Here is a 19279-nt window from a genome sequence, read left to right as displayed (position 1 = left end):
GTGAACGAAGAACAAGACCAGAAACGTGCGAACGGCGACGTACCCGATGCGGCCCCGGGGCCGCTCACCGGAGTGCGGGTCATCGAGCTGGGGGGCATCGGGCCGGGGCCGTTCTGCGCCATGCTCCTCGCCGACGCCGGTGCGGACGTGATCCGTGTCGAACGCCCGTCGGACGTGGCCGGCAAACCCGACCCCGTCCTGCACCGGGGCCGGCGCTCGGCCGCCATCGACCTCAAGCACCCGGAAGGCGTCGGCGCCGTCCTCGACCTGGTCGCGGATGCCGATGTCCTTCTGGAGGGCTTCCGGCCGGGGGTGGCCGAACGGCTCGGCGTGGGCCCCGGCCCGTGCCTGGACCGCAACCCGCGCCTGGTCTACGGACGGATGACGGGATTCGGGCAGGACGGACCGCTCGCGCCGCGGGCCGGGCACGACATCAACTACATCGCCCTGTCGGGGGCCCTGGGGGCCATCGGAGAGGCCGACGGCCCGCCGGTCCTGCCGCTCAACCTTCTCGGCGACTTCGGCGGCGGTGGCGCACTGCTCGCCTTCGGTGTGCTGTGCGCCATCGTGCAGGCACGCGCCACCGGGAAGGGCCAGGTCGTGGACGCCGCCATGGTGGACGGGTCGGCTCAGCTGCTGGCCATGATCTACGGCCGTCTGCACCAGGGGCGATGGACCGACCACCGGGGCGTCAACTACCTGGACGGCACAGCCCCGTTCTACGGCGTCTACCGCTGCCGCGACGGCGAGTACGTCGCGGTCGGCGCGATCGAGGCGCCCTTCTTCGCCACCCTCCTGGAACGGCTCGGCCTGGTCGCGGATGCCGACTTCACCCAACAGTGGGACCGTTCCCGCTGGCCGGTCATGAGGCGGCGCCTGGCGGCGGTCTTCGCCGCCCGGAGCCGCGACGACTGGGCCGCCGTGTTCGCCGACGCCGACGCGTGTGTCACCCCCGTGCTGTCGCTGGTGGAGGCACCGCGCCATCCTCACAACGCGGCACGCGGCACCTTCCTCACCGACGGCACGGGAGTCCTCCAGCCTGCCCCGGCCCCCCGGTTCGGCTCCTCCACCCCTCGCCGGCACGTCCGGCCGGCCCCCCTACCGGGCGAGCACACAGCGCAGGTCCTCGCCGAGACGGGCCGGAGCCCCGAGCAGATCAAGAAGCTTTTCGACGCGGAGGTCGTGCGATGAGCCGGCGTACCGCGCGTAAGCCCTGCATGGCAGGCCGCAGGCCGACGCGTGAAAGGAGCGGCACATGACCGACTACTGGCCCGCGGGACTGCCTCGCCGCCTCGACTACCCCGATGTCCCGCTCGGCGCCGTGCTCGCCGGCTCGGCCCGCCGCTACCGCGACCGGGCCGCCGTACGCGACGGTGACCAGGTTCTCACCTTCACCGGCCTGTACGAACAGGCTGCCGCGTTCGCCCACGGCCTCAGGGCGCGCGGCATACGGCAGGGTGACGTGGTCGCCCTGCACCTGCCGAACACCCTGTGGTTCGCCGTCGCCTACTACGGCATCGCACTCGCCGGCGCGACAGTCTGCCCGGCCAACCCCGCCCAGCCGGCCAGGGCCCTGCGCGCCCAGCTCGCCGACTGCTCCGCGGCGGCCGTGGTGACCCATCCGGAGCCGGCACCGGTGCTGGCCGAGGCGATCGACGGGCTGCCGGTCCGGCTGGTCGTCATCGTGCCGCCCAGCGCATCGGCCCCGGCCGACAGGCCGGACGACTGCGCAAAGCTGTTCGGGAAGGCGGGCACCGCCCTGGAGGACCTCGTCGCGGGCCAGAGCACCCACCCGCCAGAGGTGCTGGTCCCCACCGACTCCGTCGCCCAGTACGGGTACACCGGCGGAACCACCGGAGCACCCAAGGGAGTGCGCATACTGCACCGCAACATCGTCGCCAACACCATCCAGGTCGCCTGCTGGCGCTCCGGGGCGCTCCCTGGGCTCGACAGCGAAGGCGGTGTGGTGCTGAGCCCCTTGGAGACCTCCGGCGACTATGCCCTGGCACCGGGTACCTACGCCACGCTGTGCATCTCGCCCTTGTTCCACGCCCTTGGCCTAATCAGCCTCAACTTCTTCCTCCTGTGCGGCGCCACCACCATCCTGAGCGGCCGCTTCCATGCGGAGTCGTACCTGGAGCAGGCGGAACGGCACCGGATCGCGTACATCCCGGGCGCCCCGGCGCTCTATCACGCCCTGCTGGCGGCACCGGGCATCCGCACGCGGGACCTCAGCTCGGTCAAGGCCGTGGTGTCGGGTGGCGCCCCCATAGACACGCACTCGTTGGAGCGACTGACAGAGGTATTCCCCAACGCCGCCGTCATCGAGGGTTACGGCCTGACGGAGGCGACGGCAACCGTGTCCAGCGGCCCGATCGCGAAGGCCGGGCTGCGCAAGCCGGGCAGCCAGGGGGTTCCCCTGTTCGACACCGAGCTGGAGATCCGGGACCCGTTGGATCCCGGCCGGAAGGTGCCGCGGGGCGAGCGTGGCGAGATCTGGGTGCGGGGCCCTCAGGTGGCCTCGGGCTACCTCGGCCGCCCGGACGAGACCGCCGCGCAGTTCGTCGACGGCTGGCTGTGCACCGGTGACACCGGCCACCTCGACGGGGACGGCTTCCTGTACGTCTCCGGCAGGTCGAAGGACATGCTCATCTACAAGGGCTACAACGTGTACCCGCGCGAGCTGGAGGACATCCTCGGCGGACACCCGGCAGTGCTCCAGGCGTCGGTCGTCGGGAGAGCGGTGCCTGCCGTCGGCGAGGTCCCCGTCGCCTTCGTGGTCCCCGCCGCTGAGCCGGGCGCGATGGCCGAGGAGCTGATGGAGTACGTCGCGGAGCGCGTGACGCCGTACAAGCGGATCAGAGAGATCCGTTTCGTTGACGAACTTCCCCTGTCCCCGGCCGGAAAGGTGCTGAAAACCGAGCTCCGCCGCCTGGCCCGGACGACTCGGGGCCCGGCCGAACCCCCCTCGGACACACAGGAAACCGGCGCGCCGGACACGGCGGAAAGGCAGGTCTGACATGCGTGACGCGGTCATCGTGGACGCCGTCCGTACCCCTATGGGCAAGCGGAACGGCTCGCTCAGCGATGTGCACCCGGTAGACCTGTCCGCCGTGGTGCTGCGGGCCCTGGCCGAACGCAACGACCTGGACCCGGCGATGGTCGAGGACGTGATCTGGGGCTGCGTCTCGCAGACCGGTGAGCAGGCCGGCTGCGTCGGCCGTTTCGCCGTCCTGGCCGCCGGATGGCCGGAGGAGGTGCCGGGCGTCACCATCGACCGGCAGTGCGGATCCTCGCAGCAGGCGGCGCAGTTCGCGGCAGCGGGAGTGATGAGCGGCCAGTACGACGTCGTGGTCGCGGGCGGCGTGGAGTCGATGAGCCGCGTTCCGCTGGGCTCCGGCCGCGAGCGGGGCCCCGGCGAACCGTTCGGCCCGGCCGTACGGGCACGGTACGGCGTCTCACGGTTCAACCAGGGGCTGGGCGCGGAGGAACTCGCGCGGCGCTGGCGGCTGAGCCGGGAGCAGCTCGACGCGTACAGTCTGCGGTCCCACGCCAACGCGGCGGCCGCGATCGACGAGGGGCGGTTCACGTCCCAGATCGTGCCGGTGGACGTGACGGATGAGAACGGCTCCGTACGCACCGTCGACACGGACGAGGGAGTACGGCGGGGCGGCACGGCCGCCACGATGGCGGGTCTGAAGCCCGCGTTCACCGAGGACGGCGCGGTCACGGCCGGCAACTCCTCGCAGATATCGGACGGTGCGTCGGCGCTGCTGGTCATGAGCGGCGAGAAGGCGCGCGAACTCGGTGTGCGCCCGATCGCCCGCTTTCACTCCTTCGCCGTCGTCGGAGTCGACCCCGTGACGATGCTGACCGGCCCCATCCCGGCCACCGAGAAGGTCCTCAAGCGCGCCGGTCTGGGCATCGAGGACATCGGAGCCTTCGAGATCAACGAGGCGTTCGCCAGTGTGACCTGCGCCTGGCTGGCCGAGACCGGCGCCGATCCGGACCGGCTCAATCCCGACGGCGGCGCCATCGCCCTCGGCCATCCCCTGGGAGCCTCCGGCGCCCGGCTGACCACGACGCTGCTCCACCACATGCGAGCCGCCGGCGTCCGCTACGGCCTGCAGTCGATGTGCGAGGGCGGCGGCATGGCGAACGCCACCGTCCTGGAACTCCTTCCCCGCTGAGCCGGAGCAGCCGGAGCTGCCAAGCGGCCCAAGCAGCCCGAGCTTGGGCCCGCTCGACAAGGCGCCCACAACCGAGGAGTGCGAAAAGCCAATGGAACCAGACGAGTTCGACGCCGTTCTGTCAGCGGTGCGGGCCTTCGTGCGCGAGAAGGTCGTCCCGCGCGAGAACGAGATCGAGGAGAAGGACGAGATCCCGGCGGACCTCCGTGAGAAGGCCGCGGCCATGGGCCTGTTCGGCTACGCGCTGCCCCAGGAGTACGGCGGGCTGGGCTTCTCCATGACGGAGGACGTACGCCTCTCCCTGGAGATCGGCTACACCACGCCCGCGTTCCGTTCGATGTTCAGCATCAACAACGGGGTCGCCGGCCAGCTCCTGGCGAGTTCCGGCACCGAGGAGCAGAAGCGGCGCTATCTGCCGCGGATGGCCGCCGGCGAGCTGATCGCGGCGTTCACGCTCACGGAGGCGGAGGCGGGCTCGGACCCCAGCGGTATCAGGACCCGTGCCGTACGCGACGGGGCCGGCTATGTCCTGAACGGCAGCAAGCGGTTCATCACCAATGCCCCGCTCGCCGGTGTCTTCATGGTGTTCGCCCGCACCGGGCCGCAGAGCACGGGCGCCGATGGGATCTCCGTCTTCGCCGTCGACGCGGACAGCCCCGGCGTCACCGTGGGACCGAGGGACCACAAGATGGGCCAGTCCGGGGCCTTGAGCGCGGAGGTCTTCTTCGACGACGTACGCCTTGAGGCGAGTGCCCTCGTCGGAGAACGCGAGGAAGAGGGGTTCCGCACCGCCATGCGATCGCTGGCGAGGGGACGTCTGAGCGTCGCGGCGATGTGTGTGGGGCTGGCCGGGCGCATCCTGGACGAAAGCGTCGCGCACGCCTCGGTCACCCGGCAGGGCGGACGTCCCATCGGCGAGTTCCAGCTCGTCCAGGCCATGCTCGCCGAGTCGCACGCCGAGATGTACGCGGCCCGCGCCATGGTGCTGGAGGCGGCCCGCGCGTACGACTCGGGCGAGGACCGCAGGCTGGCGCCGTCCTCCACGAAACTGTTCTGCAGCGAGATGGTGGGCCGGGTGGCCGACCGTGCCGTCCAGATACACGGGGGCACGGGATACATGCGCCACGTTCCCGTCGAGCGCTTCTACCGGGACGTGCGCCTGTTCCGCATCTACGAGGGGACGAGCGAGATCCAGAAGCTCATCGTGGGCAGGCAGTTGCTGCGGGAGCACGCGTGACGGGCGGCGCGGGCGGCCCGATGAGCGAGGCGCGCGAGGTCACCGGGCCGTACGGGGAAGGCGACCGGCCGTCACCATGCGGACGTGGGCCGGCAACGGGGCCGCCATGAGCGACCGGACGCCAGGCACGGCCGTGCTCGTGGAGGACGACGGGCCGATACGGGCACTGACGCTCCATCAGCCCGGTCACCACAACGCCCTCGACCCGACCGGCCGCCAGGCACTCCTCACCGCACGGCGGGACGCGTCGCGCGACGAGCGGTGCCGGGCAGTGGTGCCGACCGGCGCGGGAGGCAGCTTCTGCGCGGGCGGCGACATCCGCTCCATGACACCGGTCCCGGAGGAGTCCGCCGCGCGGACGGAGGTGGTCGCGGGCATCGTACGGGCGGTCGTTCGGGGTCCCGAGCCCGTGCTCGTGGCGGTCGAGGGTGTCGCGTTCGGGCTCGGCATGTCGCTCGCGGCGGCTTGCGACCACGTGGTGGCCGCCCGTGACGCCCGGTTCGGCCGCGTCTTCGGCAGGATCGGGCTGATCGCGGACGCCGGACCGCTCTGGTCGTTGCCGGCGCGGGTCGGGCCGGGCACGGCGAAGCGCCTGCTGCTGTTCGGCGACGCGCTGGACTCGGGGGAGTGCGGCCGCGCTCGGTCTGGCCGACGTCCTCTGCGAGCCCGGATCCGCATGGCAGGAAGCGGTACGACTGGGCGCGGCGGCTCGCCGAAGGCGCTTCGTTCTGCATCGTGGAGACCAAGCGAACCCTGGCGTCCCGGCCCGCGGAACTCGACGCCGTACTCGCCGACGATGTACGGGCACAGCCGCAACTGCCGGTCGGCGCGGACTTCGCCGAGGGCAGCCGCGCGTTCTTGGCCGGACGCGCTCCGCGGTGGTTCACCGGACCTACCACGACGGAGCGGGCATGAGGCGGGCGGCGCGGGCCACAGCACCGACACGCCCGGCACAGCAGATACGACAAGGTCGAGGAGAAACCTATGGCGAGGGCCGGCTTTCCTCCCCGGAACCCGAAGGGTGATCGGGTGAACGTGGCAGACACCGAGCGGGCGGCAGACACCGAGCGAGCAGAACACTCCGATCCGGGACGGACCGCTGGTGACGCGGCGAAGCCGGCCGGGCCACTGGCGGGCATCACGGTGGTGTCCCTGGAACAGGCGGTGGCGGCTCCCATCTGCACCCGCACCCTCGGTGACTTCGGGGCTCGGGTGATCAAGGTGGAGAACCCGGAAGGCGGTGACTTCGCCCGGCACTACGACGACGTGGTGGGCGGCATGGCGGCGCACTTCGTATGGGTCAACCGGGGCAAGGAGTCCATCACGCTGAACCTGAAGAATCCGTCCGGGATGGCGGTACTCCACCGGTTGCTCGACCGCGCCGATGTGATGGTCTCCAATCTTGCTCCCGGTGCCACGGCGAGGCTCGGTATCGCGCCCGCCGACCTGGCCGTCAGCCACCCCGAACTCATCGCCGTGGAGATCGACGGCTACGGGCCGGGGGGCCCCCTGTCCCACAAGCGTGCTTACGATCTGCTGGCCCAGGCGGAGTCGGGCGCATGCGCGACGACGGGCCTCCCCGGTGCGCCGGCCAAGCCCGGTCCGCCGATGGCCGACGTGTGCTCCGGCCTGTATGCCGCGTTGTCGGTTCTGGCGCTGCTCTGCGGCAAGGAGCGTGGCCATGGCCGCGGCCTCACCGCGGTCGCGGTGAGCCTGTTCGACACGATGACGGAGTTGATGGGGTATCAGCTCACCTACACGCTGCACACGGGTCTGGACCAGCAACCGGTCGGCATGGGCTCGCCCGCGGTCGCGCCGTACGGTGCCTACCGCACAGCGGATGGCCAGACCGTCGTCCTGGGCACGACGAACGACCGCGAATGGCAGCGATTCGCGCGTGACCTTCTCGGCCGGCCCGACCTGGCCGACGACGAACGCTTTCGTACCACCTCCGGCCGGGCGGAGCACCGTGAGTTCCTGGACGCGGAGATCGCCGACTGGTGCGCGCGCCATGACCTGACGCAGGTGCAGAGCGACGCGGATGCCGCCGGGATCGGGAATGCCCGGTTCAACACACCGAGCGAGGTCATAGCCCATCCGCATCTGATGGCCCGCGACCGGTGGCGCCGGATCGACACACCTCACGGTCAGGTGCCCGCTCTGCTTCCGCCTCCGGTCATCGCCGGCTACGAGCCACCGATGGGTGGGATCCCCGGACTCGGCCAGCACACCGATGCCTTGCTCACCGAACTCGGCGTCACCGAGGACGACATCGCCGTGCTGCGCGCACAAGGTGCGGTGGCCCCGCCCCCTCGCTGAGGTGCCGGATCCATGCCTCGACGGCGGCATCGGCACGCCAAGTGCCCGCAGCTGGGCGGCGAAAGCAACGGTGAGGGCACCCCGTGCAAGGACGCCCTCGGCGCCGGCATCCAGGCCCGGCTGGACAAGGTGAGCGAGGAACTCCCGCGTCTCGGCGGGCTGCACGTCGCACACGTCGGCAGCTTCAGCGCGGAGTGACACCAGCTGGCCGATCCCTGCTTTCCATCCAACAGGGCCGCAGTCCACGCCGGATGCCGCCGGGAAGGGAAACACCATGCGCACTCGAATCCTCGCCCTCGTCACCGCGGCCGTGGCGTCCATGACGGTCCTGGCCGGCACGGCGTCTGCAGCCCGGCAGACCTGAACGCCCCTTACGCCCGCGCCGCCGCCAAGGTCGGCGCGGACGGAACACTCCTGGCCACCAAGAACGTGGCCTCAGCGGAACGGTTCAACGGACAGCCCGCGGGCTACTACTGCGTGCGGGTCTCCGCCCCCCAGCATCGACCTGCGCAACGCCGCCGTCCTCGCCACGATCAACAACCGCCGCGCCATGATCACCGCCATCCCGAACTGCAACTGCAACGGCTACACCCGCACCATCACCGTCGTGACCACCGACTACAACAACAACCTCAGCGACTTCCCCTTCACCGTCGCCGTCCTGTAGCCGACCACCCGGTCCGGGCGCCGTCGTTGTTTCCTACGGTCATGTGGCTCTGTCCAGGAGAGCGGACAGCATTTGTCAACGCTTCGGGCAGCAGACGGCGGTGGGTGCGAATCGAACATTCACCAGTTTCGACAGCACCTGCACCGACCCGCCGGGTACTCAACGGCGCCTGGGACAGGCCGCTGGGCGACGACTGCCTGGCTGGCGCCCGTTGCGCAAGCGCCGCTGGACGCTGGCTCAGAGGCCCTTTCGCATGAGAACGCACATCGTCTCGTGGCGACGGATCGACCCGTCGGGCCCTTCCTCGTCCCAGGCTTCCGGTTCGCGGCCGTGTGCGACGTAGCCCAGGCGCTCGTACAGGGCGCGCGCCCGGGGGTTGGCCTCCTCCACCGCGAGTTCGGCCCTGCGCAGCCCGCGGTGCCGGATCCGCTGTTCGGCAGCGCGGACGAGCAGCGTTCCCAAGCCGCAGGACTGCAGCGCCGGCAGCACGGCGAGCTGCCACAAAGTTCCGGCTTCCTCGAAGACCTCGTAGTCGATGCCGCCGATCGCCACCGGCAGATCCACGGGAGTGCAGACAGCCAGGTAGTCCACCTCGCCCGACACAGCTCGCGCCAGCTCACGCTCTACGTGGCGTAGGTGGGTGGCCGAGCCGGACCAGGTGCACGCCGGCAAATCCTGGGGCAGCAGATCGCGCACGGTGACAGGCATGGTGACGGTGGCATCGGTGGAGTCGTCTTCAGTGGTCACGCTCTGAAGCATGCGACCGCGGCGATGGCACGACAACGGATTTCTACCGGCTTGGTGCCCTACGGCGGCGCCGACCGGGCTCGCCGGCGTCGCTGCCGCTTGTGGTGAACATCGAACATGACGTGGCTGGGGTGCCTCCCGAAACGCTGAACAAGTGCTGTCGAAGCTGGGGCTCTGGCTCAACTTCTGTGGTCCTGCTGCGGCGGTTGCCGGTGCTGGATAACGGCTCGCCGCGCACATGACGATCCTCTACCTTGAGCCGGAGCGGGATGGCGCGCATACTCGCAGGCTGCGGTGCCGTGGCAGAGCGGCCCATTGCGATCGCCGTGGGCGAGGTCCCGCTCACGGCGACTGACGGAGACGGGGCGGGCCTGCCCCTATCTGTCCGCGGGTTCAAATCCCGTCGGCACCGCAGCCGACCTGGAACTTTGTGCAGCGCAAGCACTGCGACGTCGGTCCAGGTCCGCTGAGTAGGCCCGGAGTGCGGTGCCGGGATTGCTCCCGGTCCGTTTCTCCGGACCTCTCGCCGAACCCGCCGTGCGTCTCTCAACGCAACGGGCTCTCCACGGTTTCTGCCGTCAGACGGGGTTCGCAGGCTGCCATGGGTTGGGGATCGTGCTGGCCCGGTATCGGTAGCGGCTGACCGTGACCGATGCGATCCGGAACAGCTCGATCCCGTCTGCCGCGATGGGTCGCCACCGCCCGGTGGCGGTGGTGAATCGGCGGCGGACGTCGCCCCAACTCCATCGGTGACGTTCCCGCAGCATGCGGATGAGCCGCCACCACACGAAGGCGTCGAGCTTGTCGAAGACATGCTTGGCGACCGCGTGCTTGAAGTAGTTGGCCCAAACCGCGCATGATCTGAGTGAGTCTCTTCAGCACGGTGGCAAGATCCTGCTGCGATGTCCTGCCTGTCAGAGCACGGACCTTCGCCTTCAGCGACCGGATGGGCCGGTCGGCGATGAAGGTGTAGACGTGCCATTTGGTCGTGCCACCTTTGCGTTTCCACTGGATGCGGAAGCCCAGGAAGTCGAACCCGTCGCTCATGTGCGCGATCCGGGTCTTGGCCTGCGACAGACACAGACCAAGAGGTTCGAGCACGCCAGCGACTTCTTCGCGCAGTGCCGCGGTGTCGGCCTCGGTGCCATGCACCAGGACGACGAAGTCATCCGCGTAACGGACGACCCGCCACGTGGGTTGACCTTTGCGGCGCCGATAGGCGCGTTTGCCTTCGGTGGCCATTGCCCCGCCTGGTTCCCAGGGCCCGTGCAGGTGCTCGTCGAGCGCCGACAGGGCGATGTTCGCCAACAGCGGGGACAGGATGCCACCTTGCGGGGTGCCGGTCAGTGATTCCTTGTTCTGGCCGAGTTCCGTGAGGACTCCGGCTTTAAGGAAGGCTCTGACCAGCGTCAGGACGCGTTTGTCCTTGACCCGGTGACGCACTCGGTCCATGAGGGCCGTGTGGTCGATCGAGTCGAAGCACGCCTCGATGTCCGCATCCAGCACCCAGCGGTATCCCCGGGTGCCGAAATAGTGGATCTCGGCGATCGCGTCCTGGGCCCGCCGTCGGGGCCGGAACCCGTAGGAGACCGGCTTGAAGTCGGCCTCGAAGATCGGTTCCAACACCAGCTTCAGCGCTGCCTGAACGACCCGGTCCGCGATCGTCGGAATCCCGAGCTTGCGGACCTTCCCCGAGCCTCCCGGCTTGGGAATCTGCGTTCCCGCACCGGCAGAGGACGGAACGAGCCGTCCTTGAGCGTGGCCCGCAGGTCGTTCAGAAACCCGGGAACACCGATCGACTCCTCGACATCGGTGGCTGTCAGGCCGTCGACGCCGGGAGTCCGGGCTCCCCGGTTGCCCGCGACCCGGTCGAACGCCGCCAGCAGCGTCGCCGGGTCGTGCACGAAGTTGAACAGGTCATCGAACCGGCGGCCGGGATCGGCCACCGTCCAACGGTGAAGCTTGGTCTGCATCTCCAGTACCCGGGCCCGAGGGCCCAGAGCTCCGCCATTCGGGGGGCGTCTTCCGGCATTGCAGCGTCCTTCCCTTCTCGATACCGCTGCCGCCCTTCCCCATGCGGCCGGCTCTCCCGGCCTCGGAGTACTACGGCGGCTCCGCCCCGTCCCGCACCGATCGGCGGTCGATGCGCCCAGCCCGAGCAGCCTGCTGGCAGCAGACGACAGGGCGAGGTTCGGGACGGTTCCCGTGGTCACTGTGGTTCGCTCGACGAAGGAGGAGCCCGACTGTGTCCCTGCGGCATCGCCACGAGTACGCCGCAGGCTTTCCTCGTGGCCTCCCGGCCAGCTTTCGTAGACCAACCCAGGAGTTGTCAGACCACCCGAAAGGATGACCTGCATACGCACCGCTACCGGCCCTGATCCGCCAGGTTCGAGCCGGAGGCACTTTAAGAGACGTAGAACGCCGGTTCCTCGCGTGCTCCTCTCCCTCACGCTTGCCGGGCCCGCCCCATCTGGCAGTACTGGATACGTCCCGGCTTTGTCAGGGCCGCTCTCGCCCTCCCCGGCATCACCCGGATCAGGCTGCCCTCAGCTTCAACCCGACTGCTGCGACAGCGGGTTGGTGCAGGTCTTCCACCTCCACTCGAACCAACAGCGCCTCACGGCGCAAACGAAAGTCTTGCCAGAGCCATTTCCGCGAGTACGCCGACACCGCCCACCACGCGTCGTGGACGGGTGTGAACTTGCCTGCGGGACGGGCCTGTTCCAGCGCGGTCGCGCCGGGGAAGGCGCCGGGCTTGCGGACCAGAGCCTCCAGGTAGTGGTCCAGTTCCAGGCGGGCCTGACCCTTGACGATCAGCCGTTCGTGCTGGGCCACTTCCTTGCGGCCGTCGTAGACGACGACCTCGGAGGCGTGCAGCATCACCCCGACGGTGCGGCCGATCAGCCCCACGGGCACCGAGTAGCGGTTCGTGCGGATGCTGACCTGCGCGTATCGATCCATTCGCAGGCTGAGCAGCCGGCCAGTCTCGAACGGCTCGTCCGGCAGTGGCCGCAGCAGTGGGCGTTCCCTGCAGGCGTCCCTGCGAGGCACCAGCCGCACATGGCTCAGCATCACCATCGAGGCCACAGCCAGACAGATCGATGCCCTTCTGAACCCTTGATCTTGCTCCGGAGATCGTTCTGTTGGAGGCTGAGATATGCAGAATCTGCCGACATTCGTTTTTGTTCATGGGGCCTTCGCGAATTCGTTCTCGTTCGCGCCGTTACAGGCCGAGCTCGCCTTACTCGGGCACCGCTCGGTAGCGGTCGACCTTCCGGGGCACGGATTCGAGGCGACCTTCCCCGCGACCTACCAGGCTCCTCAGGATCTCGACGCCCTCGCCGCAGAACCGGGGAGCATCAAGGGAATCACGCTCGCCGACAACGCCGCCCGCGTGATCGAAGTCCTCGAACGGGCCAAGCGGAACGGGCCCACCATCCTCGTCGCCCACAGCAGGGGCGGCATCACGACCACCGCCGTCGCCAACGCCCGGCCCGAGCTGATCGACCGGATCGCTTACGTCTCCGCCTGGTGCCCCATCGATCTGGACGTGAGCGACTACTACGCCCAGCCGGAGATGGCGGACGTCGACGCGGGAGCCTTCGCTGCCACGCTCGTCGGGAACCCGGCCGAACTCGGTCTGCTCCGGACCAACTTCCGCACCGCCGACCCGGCAGCGCTCGCCGCGTTCAAGCGAGCGTTCGCCGCCGACCTCACCGATGACGAGTTCCGGATCTTCCTGAACACCTTCCAGCCCGATGAGAACCTGGATGCCGGTACGTCTGCCGACCGGGCACAGGCCACGACCTGGGGCCGGATTCCCAAGACCTATGTGCGCCTGGCCAACGATGCCAGCATTCCGCTCGCCGCGCAGGACCGCATGATTCGCGAAGCTGACGCGCTCACACCCGACAACCCCTTCGACGTCCGGACACTCGAGGGGAGCCACCTGCGCTGGCTCGTCCACCCGAAGCCCGCCGCCGAGCTGCTCGCAAACCTCGCAGCGCGCTGACACTCCACCAGGCAATCGGTCGGTGCTGCAGGGGCAGTGATGCCAGCCATGCCCACAGTTACCTGGGGCAGGACACGGTTGTTGTCCGCGGACAACAACCGTGTCCCGCTGACCTATCTCGCTGAAGGTGGGCCAGTCTCGGTTGTCCTGTCTCACTCAATCGAGTCGTTACTCAACGAAGCGAGTCGTTCGGGCTTCGGTCTCAGCGAACCCGAGTCGTCGTGCGTGGACACGGTGCACTGGCGTCGTCGGCGTCCCCTTCGGTGAGCTGGCCTGGGATCACGCTCGCACCCAGGTCCCCGGCGGCAGCGAGGAACAGATCGCGGATTTCGCCGCAGCGATTCTGCGACGGGCCCACGACGGGTCGTGCTGCGGAGCAGGATCGTCCGGCCAAGCGTTCGCGGCGTGACCGCCGTGTCGCCGCTCGAAACTCTTGACCTTGCCCAAAGGGGGAAGGCCGACAGTGTCTGCGGCAACGAAGTCAGCGACCCGAGCGTGATGGGCTTCGAGGGAGCCCGGATGAGAGGGTCCTGCATGGATGACGACGCTAAGCCGGCAGTCTGAACGCCGCCGTTCTCACCTCTTCGGACGGCCTCCTGAGGTCGCTGATCCGGTAGCCGTGCTGGAGGAGGGTGGTTCAGAAGCTGGAGGTCTGTCCGGAGCACGCGTTGATCACGTCGGGGCAGTAGCGGCGAAGGGGCCGGTAGTGGTGCTTCTGGGCGGCTACGATCTCCGATAGATCGGCAAGGTCGAACTGGTTGGCGGGGGCTTCGACGGCCTGGCCGATCCAGAGGCGATGCGGGATGCAGACCTGGTCGTGGTGTTTCGACATCCAGACCATGACGCCTTGACTGGGGGCGCCGGTCCTGCGGGCGACACAGCGTCGGCACGTCCATCGGGGGGTAGCGGCGAGAGGGCCCTGAGGGAAGTTCCACGCCTGTTGCTCCCGGCGGGGGATCGCGTACTGGATTCCGGGCAGTGGCTGCGGGGTGCGCAGTGCCTCTGCGAGCGTCAGTCCGGCGGCGTCCGCGAACGGGACCTCTCGTACGGTCAGGGGTTGGCTTCGTACTCCTGGCGCAGCCACTCCATGGGCGCTGGCTCGACTGTCGCTCCAGATCACCCTGCTGGATATGGCCCTGAAGCTCGTCAAGGCCGTCGTGCGGGTTTCAGGAGGAGATTCGCGGCGGCGCTGGCGAAGGCCATCACCGCGGTGATGGCCAGGCTTTCGCGCAGGCCGTGCACGATGCCGTCGCGGCCGGCCAGCAGGGCGCCGAACACAGCGACGGCCAGGGCCCCGCCCAGCTGGCGGCTGGTGTTGAACACGCCGCTGGCCACACCGGAGCGGTGGGTGGGAACGCTCTCCAGGAGAACTGCCGTCGTGGGAGCCATGGCCAGCGGGCCGCAGACGCCCACCGGGATCATCACGAGGGACAGCGCCCAGACGGGAGTGGAGGCGGGAAGGAAGGCCAGCGTTGCCGTGCCGGTGCCCATGAGGAGCATGCCGCCGACGATGGGAACGCGGGGGCCGAACCTCTCGGCCAGTCTGGCCGCGAGCACGCTGATGAAGGCGGACAGGACGGTCATCGGCACGAAGGCCAAGCCGGTGGCGAAGGAGGACAGCCCACGCTGCTGCTGGTAGTAGAGGCTGTAGACGAACACCATTCCCTGGAAGCCGGCTATGAACGCGAAGCCGGTACCCGAGGCGATCACCACGGTGCGGGAGCGGAACAGGTCCAGAGGAACCATAGGGTGCCTTCCGCGAGCCTGAGCTGTGACGAAGACGAGCAGCGCCAGCCCGGTGATCGTCAGGGACACGAGCACCCGAGGCCCACCCAGACCCTCGGCGCCGGCCTCGATCACGCCGAAGGTCAGCGCGCCCATCGCCAGTACGGCCGCGATCTGCCCGATCCAGTCGAACGGCACGTCACGCCGCGGCGAGTGCGCCACACGCACCAGCAACAACAGCGCGACCAGACCGACCGGCAGGTTGATGAAGAAGATCATTCGCCAGCTGACCAGGTTCAGCGCCCCGCCCGCGACGGGGCCGGCGGCCGCGGCCACGGCGCCGCCGATGGTCCACAGCGCGATCGCCCGGCCCCGCTTGACCGGGTCGTCGTAGGCCTCGCGGATCAATGCCAGGGACGACGGCGTCATCATCGCCGCCCCCAATCCCTGCGCCATGCGGGCGATGATCAGCGTCACCAGGTCGGGTGCCAGACCGCAGGCCGTCGAGGAGGCCACGAACACCACCAGACCGATTGCGAAGGCACGACGTGCGCCGACCCGGTCGCTCAGGGACCCTGCGGACAGAAGCAGCGCCGCGAACATCAGTGTGTAGCCGTCCATCACCCACTGCAGGCCGCTCATGCCGCCGCCGAGGTCGCTGCGGATGGCAGGCAGAGCGACGTTGACGACCGAGGCGTCGAGGGTGATGACGAAGAAGCCGAGCAGAGCGGCCGAGAGCGCGAAGACCGGCGTGGGACTGCGGCGCTGGGCGCCACCAATGGTCGTTGAGGAGGCGGCGAGCGGGGCGGACATGCTTGAACTCCTCAGGCCAGGCAGGGCGTAGGGCAGGCGTAGCTGTCGTGGACGGCGCCGAAAGACAGGGCGTCAGGCGGGAGTGGTGGTGAGCGGCTCACCGAGGTGGGTACGGGTGATTCCGAGTGAGTCCTCGAAGACGCGGTAGTCGGTGATCAGGCCGTTGGAGATGGTGAAACGCAGGATCATGCCTCGCCTGCGCAGGTAGGAGCGGATCTTCGTGGACGAGTGGCCCTTGTCGGCGACGACCCGCTCAGGCCGCGTTCTGGGGCGGCCCGGCCCGCACCGGCTGACGTTGATGCGCGCCATGACCTGCTCGAACTGGGTGCAGTCGTTGACGTTGCCAGCGGTGATCGTGAAGGCGAGCGGTCGGCCCTGTCCGTCACAGGCGAGGTGGATTTTCGTGGTCAGCCCGCCGCGGGACCGGCCGATCGCCTCGCCCGGCCAGAGCCCCCTTTTCGAGCCCCGGCCGCGTGCTGGTGAGCCCGCACGGTCGGGGAATCCACGCACACGACCGTCCAGTCGACTGCCCCGACGGCGTCGGAGTGCTGCTGGACGTGGGCCAGGAGCCGGTCCCAGGTGCCGTCGGCAGACCAGCGGCGGAAGCGTTCGTAGACCGTCTTCCACGGCCCGTAGCGTTCGGGGAGGTCCCGCCAGGCCGCACCCGTGGACAGCTTCCACAGGATGCCGTTGACCACCTGCCGGCGGTCCCGCACCGGACGGCCCATCCGCGGCGGAGCCGGCAACGGCTCGATCACCGCCCACGACTCATCAGTCAGCTCATGACGACGCACCACGAACAGACCAACGACGCCGCTACTTTGCGGACACGACCTATGCGGCAAACGCATTCACGCCCGTCAGCTCCGCCGACAGCTCCCACAGGCGTGCTGCCTGTCCGGGGTCGATCGCCCAATCCTTCACACCGCGCATCTCGCCGTCGGCGGGAGCGGGTTCGGCGACGTCGCAGTCCTCCAGGTAGAGGCCGCCCAGGCCGACCAGCCGGGGTGAGGTTGCCGCCCAGACCTGCGTGGCCGCGCCCTGCTGCGGGTTCTTGAAGAACTCGGGGTTCCGCAGGTCGCCGTCCTCGTCGAACCAGCCGAACTCCACCTTCTCCTCCTCGGCCACGTGCCGCAGGAGCGGTGTGATGATGACGCCCGGATGGACGGCGAAGGCGCGGACGCCGAAGTCCTTGGCGAGTCTGTCCAGGTGCACGGCGAAGAGCGCGTTCGCCGTCTTGGCCTGCCCATACGCCTGCCACTTGTCGTAGCCCTGCTCCCAGTGGATGTCGTCCCAGCGGAGGCCGGACATGTGGTGACCGCCGGAGGAGACGGAGACGACGCGTGCGCCACCGGGGTGGAGGATAGGCCACAGACGGTTCACGAGGGCGAAGTGGCCGAGGTGGTTGATCGCGAACTGCGCCTCCCAGCCGGGCCCGACCCGAGTCTCGGGACATGCCATGATCCCGGCACTGTCGATGACGAAGTCGACGGGCCTGCCGGAGGCGAGAAACCGCTCCGCGAAGTCGCGCACGCTCCCCAGATCGCCGAGGTCCAGCTCGTCCACCTCGACGCCGGGAACCCCGTCCAGCGCATCTCGCGCATCGTCCGGCCGACGCGCGGGGACGACTACGCGGGCGCCGGCCCGGGTGAGCGCACGGGTGGTCTCCGCGCCGATGCCCGAGTAGCCGCCGGTGACGATCGCGAGCTTCCCCCTCAGGTCGATGCCCTGGAGGACGTCGTCGGCGGTGCTCGTGGCGTCGAAACCGGAGCCGAACTTGTGCTGTGCAGTGGTCATGGCCAAACGCTCCGAACTAGAGCAGCGAAGAAGACTTGACGTTCGATGCCTGCCGCGTCCAACTCGGCGGGCCGTGCGTCGTCGGCGGTGCCGATGAGCGGGTCGAGAGGGTCGTCCGGGAACGGCGACCAGCCCGACGGGAGGTAATGCGCCGGCCTGTGCCGTGGCTGCCGGAGGACTGACGGCTCTGTGCGGCGGGGGTGTGGATTTGGTCGTCTGTGACTCGCTTCCTACGCCCGAGACCCGACAGGGCACTGCCCTGGTGACCTCGCTCGGCGGCAAGACCTGGGGGTGGTCCTCGCCCAGCTGACAGGGACCGCGGTCCTGGGCGCCGTACTGCTCGTGTCGTTCCTGTTCGTCGAGCGCGGAGCCGTCGAACCGGTGCTTCCGCTGAAGCTGTTCCGGCTCCGCACGTTCATGCTCTCCTCGGAGATCCCGCAACAGCGCCCCTCGGCGCTGCACGCGTACGCAACCTCGATCACCGACGTGTTCCTCTACGCGGCCCTGATCCTCCTGCTCCCCTTCGCGCTGGCCTGGCTGCTCAAGGCGGCGCGAGTGCGACCGAACGTCGTTCGATGTCCGGCCGCAGCCGTGAGGTGGCGCTGAGGGTTGCCGCCCCTGTGCCCGTACGAGCCTCAAATCAGAACGTCAGGACCAGGCGGCCCCGCACGCCGCCCGCGGCGAGGAGCCGGTGCGCCTCGGCGGCCTGTTCCGCCGGGATCGTCTTGGCGACCCGGAGTGTGATGAGGCCGTCCTCCGCCTGCTGCCGGAGCCGGTCGAGCTTGGTGCGCTCCCGGGCGTAACGAAACACGACGATCGGCTCGTAGGCGATGCCCCGTTCGCCGGGACCGTCGAAGCCGCGCAGTGTCACCACCCGGCCGCCGTCACGCACCGCCCGAGCGGTGAGAGCGCCGAGCGACGCGCCGTCGAGGAGTCCGTCGACGCCCTCCGGGACCTCTGCGCGGACCCGGTCCGGGTACTCGGCGCCGCGACGGAGCACGACGTCGGCACCGAGCTCCTTGATCAGGGTCTCGTCCTGCTCCGAGGCGTCGGCCACCACCCGCAGCCCGTCCGACTTGGCCAGCTGGACGGCGTAGCCGCCCACCGCCCCCGCGGCTCCGGTGATCGCGACGGTCTGGCCGGGCTTCAGGGCGAGCGTGTCCAGGGCCAGGCGCGCGGTCAGGCCGTTCATCGGGAGAGTCGCGGCCTGCACATGGCTCGCGCCGTGAGGAGCGCGGACGACCGACTCCGCTGGGACCACGACTTGCTCGGCGTACGCACCGCGGGAGCCGTCGGCGACCACGATCGCCATCACACGGTCACCGACGCTGAGATCCGTGTCCGTATCCGTGCCTATCTGCTCCACGACGCCGGCGGCTTCCATGCCGGGAACGAACGGCGGCTGGACGTCCGGCGACCGGGCGGGTCCGCTGCGCTGGAGGGCGTCGACCGCGTTGACAGTCGCGGCGTGCACCCTGATGCGCACCTCACCCGGATCGGCCTCGGGGGCAGGCAGCTCAAGAACCTGAAGCACTTCCGGCCCGCCGAATTCCGTGAAACCTACAGCCTTCAATCGAAGCACCTCATTGCTCGGCGTGCGGTCGTTGAGGGGTCCGACCCTTCCGTCTCGCGCGCACCTGGAAAAGGGGAAGGTTCTTGGCTGGGATGCGGCCATAAGGGGGACGCATCTCTCCCCCCCCATGACGCTGGCACCGGCGGGAGGTGCCATGCTCCTCGCGGTTGCGATCGGGCATGCCGATGGGAGCGGGCGC

At 69.3% G+C, this 19279-nt stretch carries 16 protein-coding genes, 1 tRNA gene and 4 pseudogenes; 11 read left to right on the top strand and 10 right to left on the bottom strand.

Annotation, left to right across the window (positions count from 1 at the left end; genetic code table 11):
- The 8 genes and pseudogenes from OHA64_RS01080 (at position 1) to OHA64_RS01045 (ending at position 7944) form a co-directional block, all read left to right on the top strand.
- Positions 1–1191: a CaiB/BaiF CoA transferase family protein gene (locus tag OHA64_RS01080; protein ID WP_405606600.1), complete on the top strand. Its 1191-nt coding sequence runs from the start codon at positions 1–3 to the stop codon at positions 1189–1191.
- 64 nt (positions 1192–1255) lie between these two features.
- Positions 1256–3019, top strand: coding sequence for a class I adenylate-forming enzyme family protein (locus tag OHA64_RS01075; RefSeq protein ID WP_405606598.1), 1764 nt, complete (start codon positions 1256–1258; stop codon positions 3017–3019).
- A gap of 1 nt (position 3020) precedes the next feature.
- Positions 3021–4190 (top strand): thiolase family protein, encoded by a 1170-nt coding sequence (locus OHA64_RS01070; RefSeq protein WP_405606596.1) that lies wholly within the window; start codon positions 3021–3023, stop codon positions 4188–4190.
- Between the two features lie 91 nt (positions 4191–4281).
- Positions 4282–5427 carry an acyl-CoA dehydrogenase family protein gene (locus tag OHA64_RS01065; protein ID WP_405606594.1) on the top strand — a complete coding sequence of 382 codons (1146 nt, stop codon included), beginning with the start codon at positions 4282–4284 and terminating at the stop codon, positions 5425–5427.
- Positions 5428–5503: 76 nt separating this feature from the next.
- A pseudogene (locus OHA64_RS01060) lies at positions 5504–5995 on the top strand (enoyl-CoA hydratase/isomerase family protein); the annotation flags it as partial.
- A 167-nt stretch (positions 5996–6162) separates the two neighbouring features.
- Positions 6163–6342 carry a hypothetical protein gene (locus OHA64_RS01055; protein WP_405624434.1) on the top strand — a complete coding sequence of 60 codons (180 nt, stop codon included), beginning with the start codon at positions 6163–6165 and terminating at the stop codon, positions 6340–6342.
- A 114-nt stretch (positions 6343–6456) separates the two neighbouring features.
- On the top strand, positions 6457–7746 hold the full coding sequence (locus tag OHA64_RS01050; protein WP_405606592.1) for a CaiB/BaiF CoA transferase family protein: 1290 nt from the start codon (positions 6457–6459) through the stop codon (positions 7744–7746).
- A gap of 12 nt (positions 7747–7758) precedes the next feature.
- Entirely contained in the window at positions 7759–7944 is a 186-nt protein-coding gene (locus tag OHA64_RS01045; protein ID WP_405606590.1) for a hypothetical protein, read from the top strand.
- Between the two features lie 706 nt (positions 7945–8650).
- On the opposite strand, the gene OHA64_RS01040 is transcribed toward OHA64_RS01045, so the two are convergent.
- Positions 8651–9172 (bottom strand): GNAT family N-acetyltransferase, encoded by a 522-nt coding sequence (locus tag OHA64_RS01040; RefSeq protein WP_405606588.1) that lies wholly within the window; start codon positions 9170–9172, stop codon positions 8651–8653.
- Between the two features lie 281 nt (positions 9173–9453).
- Here OHA64_RS01040 and OHA64_RS01035 point away from each other — a divergent pair.
- Positions 9454–9572: transfer RNA gene (locus OHA64_RS01035), tRNA-Arg, on the top strand.
- A gap of 166 nt (positions 9573–9738) precedes the next feature.
- Here OHA64_RS01035 and OHA64_RS01030 read toward each other — a convergent pair.
- The 4 genes and pseudogenes from OHA64_RS01030 to OHA64_RS01015 all read right to left on the bottom strand — a co-directional run bounded on the left by OHA64_RS01030 (position 9739) and on the right by OHA64_RS01015 (position 12238).
- The gene (locus OHA64_RS01030) at positions 9739–9948 is read right to left on the bottom strand and encodes a hypothetical protein (protein ID WP_405606586.1); all 210 of its coding nucleotides are present in this window, start codon (positions 9946–9948) and stop codon (positions 9739–9741) included.
- 283 nt (positions 9949–10231) lie between these two features.
- Positions 10232–10822 (bottom strand): annotated as a pseudogene (locus OHA64_RS01025) (reverse transcriptase/maturase family protein); the annotation flags it as partial.
- Complete coding sequence (locus OHA64_RS01020) at positions 10792–11133, bottom strand: hypothetical protein (protein WP_405606584.1); 342 nt, start codon at positions 11131–11133, stop codon at positions 10792–10794. The pseudogene OHA64_RS01025 and the gene OHA64_RS01020, both read right to left, overlap by 31 nt.
- A gap of 562 nt (positions 11134–11695) precedes the next feature.
- Positions 11696–12238, bottom strand: coding sequence for a Mu transposase domain-containing protein (locus OHA64_RS01015; protein WP_405606582.1), 543 nt, complete (start codon positions 12236–12238; stop codon positions 11696–11698).
- Positions 12239–12317: 79 nt separating this feature from the next.
- On the opposite strand from OHA64_RS01015, the gene OHA64_RS01010 reads away from it, so the two are divergent.
- The gene (locus OHA64_RS01010; protein WP_405606580.1) at positions 12318–13172 is read left to right on the top strand and encodes an alpha/beta fold hydrolase; all 855 of its coding nucleotides are present in this window, start codon (positions 12318–12320) and stop codon (positions 13170–13172) included.
- Positions 13173–13809: 637 nt separating this feature from the next.
- Here the strand turns inward: OHA64_RS01010 and OHA64_RS01005 are convergent.
- From OHA64_RS01005 to OHA64_RS00990, 4 genes and pseudogenes are all read right to left on the bottom strand, one after another.
- Entirely contained in the window at positions 13810–14004 is a 195-nt protein-coding gene (locus OHA64_RS01005; protein ID WP_405606578.1) for a hypothetical protein, read from the bottom strand.
- Between the two features lie 314 nt (positions 14005–14318).
- The gene (locus OHA64_RS01000; protein WP_405606576.1) at positions 14319–15710 is read right to left on the bottom strand and encodes an MFS transporter; all 1392 of its coding nucleotides are present in this window, start codon (positions 15708–15710) and stop codon (positions 14319–14321) included.
- 186 nt (positions 15711–15896) lie between these two features.
- Positions 15897–16561: pseudogene (locus OHA64_RS00995) on the bottom strand (IS5 family transposase); the annotation flags it as partial.
- The gene (locus tag OHA64_RS00990; protein WP_405606574.1) at positions 16545–17507 is read right to left on the bottom strand and encodes an SDR family NAD(P)-dependent oxidoreductase; all 963 of its coding nucleotides are present in this window, start codon (positions 17505–17507) and stop codon (positions 16545–16547) included. The gene OHA64_RS00990 and the pseudogene OHA64_RS00995, both read right to left, overlap by 17 nt.
- Before the next feature lie 259 nt (positions 17508–17766).
- On the opposite strand from OHA64_RS00990, the pseudogene OHA64_RS00985 reads away from it, so the two are divergent.
- A pseudogene (locus tag OHA64_RS00985) lies at positions 17767–18077 on the top strand (hypothetical protein); the annotation flags it as partial.
- Between the two features lie 70 nt (positions 18078–18147).
- On the opposite strand, the gene OHA64_RS00980 reads toward OHA64_RS00985, so the two are convergent.
- Positions 18148–19080: an NADP-dependent oxidoreductase gene (locus tag OHA64_RS00980; protein WP_405606572.1), complete on the bottom strand. Its 933-nt coding sequence runs from the start codon at positions 19078–19080 to the stop codon at positions 18148–18150.
- Between the last annotated feature and the right edge of the window lie 199 nt (positions 19081–19279).

Source organism: Streptomyces sp. NBC_00076, assembly GCF_045041235.1.
Taxonomy (GTDB): Bacteria; Actinomycetota; Actinomycetes; order Streptomycetales; family Streptomycetaceae; genus Streptomyces.
Note: the sequence above shows the minus strand (reverse complement) of the source record. Positions and strands in the feature narration are given on the sequence as shown.

Bases quoted from the DNA above. Each gene is read 5' to 3' on its own strand.
- OHA64_RS01075 (WP_405606598.1), top strand. From the start codon at position 1,256: ATGACCGACTACTGGCCCGCGGGACTGCCTCGCCGCCTCGACTACCCC.
- OHA64_RS01070 (WP_405606596.1), top strand. From the start codon at position 3,021: ATGCGTGACGCGGTCATCGTGGACGCCGTCCGTACCCCTATGGGCAAG.
- OHA64_RS01065 (WP_405606594.1), top strand. From the start codon at position 4,282: ATGGAACCAGACGAGTTCGACGCCGTTCTGTCAGCGGTGCGGGCCTTC.
- OHA64_RS01045 (WP_405606590.1), top strand. From the start codon at position 7,759: ATGCCTCGACGGCGGCATCGGCACGCCAAGTGCCCGCAGCTGGGCGGC.
- OHA64_RS01040 (WP_405606588.1), bottom strand. From the start codon at position 9,172: ATGCTTCAGAGCGTGACCACTGAAGACGACTCCACCGATGCCACCGTC.
- OHA64_RS01020 (WP_405606584.1), bottom strand. From the start codon at position 11,133: ATGCAGACCAAGCTTCACCGTTGGACGGTGGCCGATCCCGGCCGCCGG.
- OHA64_RS01015 (WP_405606582.1), bottom strand. From the start codon at position 12,238: ATGGTGATGCTGAGCCATGTGCGGCTGGTGCCTCGCAGGGACGCCTGC.
- OHA64_RS01010 (WP_405606580.1), top strand. From the start codon at position 12,318: ATGCAGAATCTGCCGACATTCGTTTTTGTTCATGGGGCCTTCGCGAAT.
- OHA64_RS01005 (WP_405606578.1), bottom strand. From the start codon at position 14,004: ATGTCGAAACACCACGACCAGGTCTGCATCCCGCATCGCCTCTGGATC.
- OHA64_RS01000 (WP_405606576.1), bottom strand. From the start codon at position 15,710: ATGTCCGCCCCGCTCGCCGCCTCCTCAACGACCATTGGTGGCGCCCAG.
- OHA64_RS00990 (WP_405606574.1), bottom strand. From the start codon at position 17,507: ATGACCACTGCACAGCACAAGTTCGGCTCCGGTTTCGACGCCACGAGC.